The organism is Paenibacillus sp. J22R160 (assembly GCF_059692135.1).
Window position 1 is genome coordinate 1 of record NZ_JCAUAU010000043.1, and the last position, 6,999, is coordinate 6,999.

Annotated in this window: 8 protein-coding genes; all 8 read right to left on the reverse strand. The window is 40.8% G+C overall.

Annotated features, from left to right (window positions below; all coding sequences use genetic code 11):
• Positions 1 to 163: 163 nt before the first annotated feature.
• The 8 genes from AC58UW_RS33130 to AC58UW_RS33165 all read right to left on the reverse strand — a co-directional run bounded on the left by AC58UW_RS33130 (position 164) and on the right by AC58UW_RS33165 (position 6,790).
• A complete protein-coding gene (locus tag AC58UW_RS33130; RefSeq protein ID WP_497424750.1) occupies positions 164 to 991 on the reverse strand; it encodes an alpha/beta fold hydrolase in 828 nt (275 codons plus the stop codon).
• 844 nt (positions 992 to 1,835) lie between these two features.
• A complete protein-coding gene (locus tag AC58UW_RS33135) occupies positions 1,836 to 2,426 on the reverse strand; it encodes an HNH endonuclease (RefSeq protein ID WP_497424751.1) in 591 nt (196 codons plus the stop codon).
• A complete protein-coding gene (locus AC58UW_RS33140) occupies positions 2,419 to 3,021 on the reverse strand; it encodes a reverse transcriptase domain-containing protein (RefSeq protein WP_497424752.1) in 603 nt (200 codons plus the stop codon). The genes AC58UW_RS33135 and AC58UW_RS33140 overlap by 8 nt, the downstream gene beginning before the upstream one ends.
• Position 3,022: 1 nt before the next feature.
• Entirely contained in the window at positions 3,023 to 3,616 is a 594-nt protein-coding gene (locus AC58UW_RS33145) for a reverse transcriptase domain-containing protein (protein ID WP_497424753.1), read from the reverse strand.
• A 739-nt stretch (positions 3,617 to 4,355) separates the two neighbouring features.
• Entirely contained in the window at positions 4,356 to 4,874 is a 519-nt protein-coding gene (locus AC58UW_RS33150; protein WP_497424754.1) for a hypothetical protein, read from the reverse strand.
• A 108-nt stretch (positions 4,875 to 4,982) separates the two neighbouring features.
• The gene (locus AC58UW_RS33155; RefSeq protein WP_497424755.1) at positions 4,983 to 5,357 is read right to left on the reverse strand and encodes a SemiSWEET family sugar transporter; all 375 of its coding nucleotides are present in this window, start codon (positions 5,355 to 5,357) and stop codon (positions 4,983 to 4,985) included.
• An 89-nt stretch (positions 5,358 to 5,446) separates the two neighbouring features.
• Positions 5,447 to 6,259: an alpha/beta hydrolase gene (locus AC58UW_RS33160; RefSeq protein WP_497424756.1), complete on the reverse strand. Its 813-nt coding sequence runs from the start codon at positions 6,257 to 6,259 to the stop codon at positions 5,447 to 5,449.
• Between the two features lie 126 nt (positions 6,260 to 6,385).
• On the reverse strand, positions 6,386 to 6,790 hold the full coding sequence (locus tag AC58UW_RS33165; protein WP_497424757.1) for a VOC family protein: 405 nt from the start codon (positions 6,788 to 6,790) through the stop codon (positions 6,386 to 6,388).
• Positions 6,791 to 6,999 lie beyond the last annotated feature (209 nt).

Here is a 6,999-nt window from a genome sequence, read left to right on the forward strand (position 1 = left end):
AATACCTCTTTATTTCAGGCGCTCCACCCTTTTTTTAAATTGGATTAGCTGCGTCTTCTTTACTATTGACTTTTTTAGTGACTGTAGATTTAATTTTCATGGGAGCGTAATACTTTCTAATTTTTGGAAGGAGATAGTTTAAACAGGTGTTTTCGATTCGAATTTAAGAGAGTTGTTCAAGGAACTGTAGAACCAAACGGTTAAAGACCTCAGGTTGGTCCATCGGAGGTAAATGAGCAGAACCTTTGATAACGACTTTTTGTGCCCCTTGAATTCTTTCAGTAAGTACATCCGCAATCTGCAGGAAATCAGGATAATCCTGATCACCCGCAATGACCAGCGTAGGTACTTTAATCTCTTCCAGACGTTCAATTGGAGGAGGTGATAGCAATGTAAGCCCCTTACCGAACTCCGGTAAAGAAAACGCGTGCTCCGCTATCATCCGGTACCTTTCCCTTGCTTTCCTATTTACTTCATTCGCAAGGGATCCAGGACCGTCAAAATACATCTGGATATCCATTTCCAGTGCTTCCTCGCGTGTCCCGTTTTTATATATCTCGTTAAAACGCTCCATATCACGCAGTCGCAGATCGGTGCGGGGATGCCCCATCAATGCTGACGAGACTAAAGTCAGGCTCTTCACCATTTCCGGATAAGCGAGCGCAAACTCAACAGCAACCGTACCTCCAAACGACAGTCCAACCACATGTGCCTGATCTACCTCCAAGCCTTTCAGAATTGCTCGTGTATCGTCGTACAGAGTGAACTCTATCTCTGTCGCGGGTGTCCGGCCTAATCCTCGGATGTCATAGCGGATCACCATGTATTTTTGCGATAACTCCTCTATTTGATCCTCCCACAATCGGGTGTCTAGATTGAAGCCGTGAATCAACAGCAACGGTTCTCCCGTCCCTGTTACCTCGTAATAAAAACTAGTTCCATTTACATCCAGAAAACTAGAACCAACTGACTGTTTAATTTCCATTTTCATCACCCTTTATCATGGTACGATAACCTCTCATGAAATTGACTACCTCTGCTGGTAAGATACATCCGCAGGTTTTCCTGCAGCTCATTTTAGTATAACTTTTATCCCACGTTTTAGGTAGGTAGAATTTGATATTAAAAACAGTTACGTAAACGGACATCGGCAGCCCAATCTATACCGGCTGCCGTCAAGTCGTGATTATCTTTCGTTAGTTGAACGGTCAACTGTTATATGGCATTAAAATCATGTTCTTCGCGAAGCAAGCAGGGCATGAAATAATTCTTTCAATTTTGTTTGCATACATAATGGGAACATCCTGAACCATAAGAAAATGATTACCACACTCTGGACAAGCCACTTTATCGGTTGAATTTGATGCGAGTATCTTTCCAGCTTCAATCCACTTTGGGGTATCTTTCTTCTTCCAAAATGGGATATACATCGGCTGTATTCTTTCGATTTTTTTCAGCCGTTGATTTAAATCCCAAACCTCAGGTTTTGATTGTACAAGGATTCATTACCATCAGCATCATATGGTGCTTGTTGTAACTCATCATATCCGCAAACAGGGCATATATGTTTCATAATTTCCCCCACCTGTGAATCAAATTACCTCTATTTTACAACGGATAACTCCCCGTTACTTTAATGAGGCTGCCGATTGATGCCGGCAGCCTCGTCCTGGTTTCTTTTTTTTAACAAACGGTTGCAATAGGTAAGCATTTGATGTGATCTCCAGCTTTTCCCCTGCTCCACACGGAGCGTACGAGTTTCCCAGTACTCCGCGTTCCCTCTAACTAAATTTACTAAATCATAAGTTCCTCGTTACTCATTGCTTTGGGATATGTTAAACTGGTCCTAATGCATATTTTTCACGGTATTTGTTGATCTGAACCATCATCAATTCCGTTAAACCAAGTTTATTCGTGAGTACGTCAATCGTCTCTTTTTGTGTTTGAAGGATTAGTTGCCCGACCTCCTTGTGGAGGATACGCAAGTTGTTAAACTTGTCGGTTCCACCTGCTCGGGGCGGGATATAGTGGTGGCAGTGAACATCGGGTGCGAAGAGATACATGCCTGTAATTTCGCATTTCCCCAACTTCATGCTGTACCGGCTAAGCCGATTATCCATGTATTCAACACTTTGATTCGGGATGCTAGATTTCGATAGGAGGTAAATTTCCTGGCGTAAATCTGGTCGAAGTTTTTTGTATATTATTTCTCTGCCTGCTGTGGTAAAGAGTGAAAGACCTGTACTAAAGCCCATCGTGTTCTTGGTCTTCACATTGGCAAGAGGATATAAATAAACATCTGCTACTTTAAAAGTCCTGTAACCCAAGCTGTAGAATTTGCTGTACGTTGGCGGTGGGTTTGCAGGATGTTCGTATTTCCCGATTTGTTTAAGACGATTGTACATGAAAGCTCGCAGATCAGGCAAGGCGTGAGAACGCAACACTTACATGTGTTGCCCGATTGAAGTAGTTGTGAATCCCAAGAACAAAGCTATTGAACCGAGCTGCGGTGAATACCGTTGGTGAAGACCTCATTTTGATGATGTGCTTCTTGGCTTCGCTCCTCATTTTCTGTATTTTGCCCGATTTAATGCCCGTATGCGCTACTCGCTTATGCCCCTTTTTGTTCGCTCGGATTGTAAACCCAAGGAATTCCGACTCTCGCTTTCGCAGATTAATGATTTGCGATTTCTCCGGAGAAACGTCTAGTTTCAGGCGATCTTTAAGATACAGAATTACCGCATGGTACCACCTCTGAGCCGATCTCCAATCTCTACATATGATTATGAAGTCGTCGGCGTAACGCACCAGATAGCCTTCTTTCAGACTTGAGCGTATTTTCGCAGCTCTTTCGCCAGTTCTTGATTTGAATGGTTTTCTCAGCGGAAAGAGCTCCCATTGACCTGCGACCCAGTGATCTAGGTCATTTAGTACAATATTCGAGAGCAGTGTTGACAGTAACCCGCCTTGTGGCACACCTTTTGAAGGTATTCCTTCCCCCTCGATTTCAGCTTTTAGCATTTTAGAGATACAAGCTAGATCGAATGCCCATGTTCCAAAGTTGCTTCAACAGCATCGTGTGATTGACATTGTCGAAGAAACCCAAGATGTCGATGTCTACTACATAATGCATCGAAGCCTGATTAATGAGAAACTGTACTCTTGCCATGGCATGGTGTGCCGATCGAAGGGGTCTGAAACCATAGCTATGGTTGTAAAATTGGGCTTCAGCTATTGGCTCAAGGACTTGTTTGAAGCACTGTTGAATGATGCGGTCGAGGATGCATGGGATGCCAAGTGGTCTCATCTTACCGTTATCTTTTTCGATGAGCTTCCGTCTGACTTTCTTGGGGCGATAGTTTTGTAGCTTATTTTGGATTTCACTTACTAATTCGTGTTCGGGTCGTTGTTCAATGTCTTTGATGGTTAACCCATCTGTTCCTGGTGTCTTTGATCCTTTATTCGACTTCATCGTACGGTAAGCCAGCAAGATATTTTCTCTGGATGTGACGATCTCATACAGATGTGGGAAGGTTTCTCTGTTTGCTGATCTTTTGTACAAATCCGTAAAAGATTCCGTCATGCCGTAATACTCCCAATTTCGTAAAGCTTGCACTGTGGCATCCCTCCTAAACGAAGCGATGTCCCCACATTCCTACCTGATCGGTGCAATTCACGTATGGAAAATGATCGTTCTTTTCAGTTAGACTTGAGGCTGTTCCTCCACCTCCATTACAGAGGCTTCATCAGTCGTGCCCCTACCCTCACAAGGATAAATACATTTCGGCAAATGCCTTATTGCAACCGTTTCGGGTAACAGCCCTTCTTGCAACGTCCCTTGCTTTCCAAGTCCCTTACAGCCTAGCTATCTATTCTGGACTTAGGTGCTTCCTCTAAGCCTGTGAGATTGATGCCACCTTTGTTCGGCATAGCGTATTTCATAGAGAAAAGTTTTACTTTACGCCGCTCACCCCATCGTTTGATGGTACACACGTTTCCGTGTGCTCTAACTTTAGACCTGTACATTCGGAAGTTCGTCAGTTCGATTCAGTACGAACATTCTCACCATATCCAGCTTCTCAGCCGCGCGACATATCCGTTGGCATACCTTTTTTTTTTTTCTCAAAATGGCTCTAGCCTTCGTTCTGCCGAATCTACCTGTACTTCACACCTCATGCTCTGTTAAACATGACGCGCGCAGGAGTATTGGCGGGATGGTTTCAGGATACATGGTTCCGTCATTCCCATCCTCGGTTGTAAAGTTGAGATCACTGCCGTAATCTCCTGCTTTTCGCACTGTATGGTGCTTATGGCAGAACTTGTCGTACTTCCTCGTTAGCTTAATCTCCTAGACTTTAAACAATTGTTGCACGATAACCTGTTTCCTTACCTTTTTCAACTGCATTGATATAACCATCAAAGTAATACGATATGTCATCTTCTTTCCCATTCTGAATTCTACCTCTAACTTTATCGAAAGCAAAAATTGAAATTGAAAAATCTGGCTCACCAGTAACTAAAAGAGGTTGTTCTCTATCTTGTGTCCAATAATACTTCCCACCATAGTTCCTTCTTGCTACTTCGAAAATGTAACTTCCAACCATAGAAGAAACAGAATCCAAAGAATCATTATCTATTCCATACTCACATAATTCTTCAAGAATATCGTCTACTTTACGTAGGCTTTGTACACTAAAATCAAAATTCCCTTTATCAGAAAAATTATTTGTAAAGCTTTCTGCCGTTGAAATAATGTCTTGTTCTAATCTACTTTGCATAAATTCTAGCCTCCGATTATAAACATCATTGGAATATGGACATATCACAAAACGTTTATTTTCACTTTTATATCCCATAATCTCATCTCCAGACATTTCCATTATCCTGCCCGTTACTTGAGAAGGCAGCCGATCCAATTGGGTCAGCTGCCTTCTCAAGTTGTTCACATTAGTATAACAGAACCCACGTCGATTCATTTAGAGTTATCGATACCGTAAAATTAAAGTGATAACGAATAGCACAACACATAAAGATAATGTGTTTGTTACCAAAAAAGCTAAGCCAGCACCAGTGACAGACAAACTAATAGCATAAGTCTCCATGAGACTGATTCCTAAAAACATAAGTAAGTATGCTTTTAAACTTAAATCTGAAACTGATTTAGTTTTCAAAATTTGAATTATTTGAGGAATCCAACCTAAAGAAAGAATAACTCCACCAATTAGTTGCAATACAGAAAACAACATCAAATAACACCTCACGGATTTCTTTATACTGTTATATTCGGCCAGCCCAAGAACGGTGATCATCTCTCTGATAAAGTTAATCCCATATTCAACTATCAGCTCCCTGTTCATTCATATAGGAAAAAGAAGCAGCTGCCGGTCGCGGCAATCTGCTCCTGCTTATTTCACTATCGTTCTCCGTTAGTTGAATCAACTGGTGGTTATATAGTTCCGAAGAAGAGAAGAAAGTCCTCCATGTTTTCTTTTATGTATTTCGCTGTGTGACCACCACTATTAGAACGAAAAGTAACTCTGTATTGCCGATTATTAAGTATTTCATAAAGCTCATAATTAGCGTTTAGAAAGGAATCATCATTCCCACAATTCAAGTAAATTTCCAAAGAAGTTAAATCTATATTCTGAGCTAATAATAACGGATCTCTATTTTCCCTAACTTCATCATTAGGATACATCCAATTAAATACTTGCTGGTTAGTTTTATATTTCTGAATACCAGTTCCCATTCCAGCACTTTTCGAAAAAAGCTGGATGTTTCTGAAGGAAATATGCATTGCTGCATAACCCCCCATAGACCATCCTCCAATAAATCTGTTTGCACGATTAGATATTGTTGAGAAATTACCATCAATATATTCAATTAAGTCTTTTGTTAAAAAGTCTTCATAGCGTCCTTCATAGCGTTTGTTTGAACCATCCTCATTCTGACTCCAAATTCTATTTTCTAATGCAGAATTTATACCGTAGCTTCCCTCGTAGTAAGGTGCTACAACAATAAGTGGACCGATTTTCTTTCCTCCAATAAGATTATCAAGTACATTTTCCATCCCGTGATGAATTAACATACTATTTTGATTTCCTGAAAAACCATGCAACAGATAGAGAACAGGATATATCTCTTCTTCATTATAGAATTGAGGTAAGTAGATTAGAGCTTCCATGTCTTTCTGTAATGAACTACTGTAGAATCGAACCTTTAAATTTTGTGACCTCGTATTAATTAAATTTTCAAACATAATAAACCAATTTGCCCCCCTTAATCTGCCCGCAAATGTAATTAAGACAGCCGATCCATACGCAATCGACTGCCTTCTCTTCGGTGATGAACTATCGTTCTTACGTTAGTTTAAACTCCCGAGTCATTATCCCGAAATAAGTTCTTTATTTACAATGCCTCCACCCACGGTAATTTGATAGCCATTGAGATCACGGAACGTTAACTCGCTCCAATGATTTGTGTAATTCGGCTCTCTAACGATGGTTATATTTTTTTCCATAATTTCTTGAGCTATCAAATCAACGGCATTCGTATAACAATATACATCAAAATATTGTTCCTCGTATCTGGAACTGATTGGTTTAACCTCATCTTCTTGTTTAGCTTCAACAAGAATAAGAGTCAGTTTACCTCTCGAAACATGGTGGTGAAGTACCTTGTCACCGATCACTTCATATTTGAAGCCTAAATCGGAATAAAACTGAACGGTTTGATCCAAATTTTTGACTAACAAGACGAAAGAAGAACCATCGATAATAATCTCTGACATAGTGAACACTCCCATAATATGGATTACTTCAATCAAGATTGTCTTCGCCTTAAACCCAACAATTTCCTGCTTCGTGTACGCTCTTTTCAACAAAACTGCCCGTTAGCCACACATGCAGCGCAAGCGCCGCATCACAGATGATGAAAATGGGACGAAAAATCTGTCAATACTGCTACCATGGCTGGGAGAGGAAGGTCGATCCGCTATGG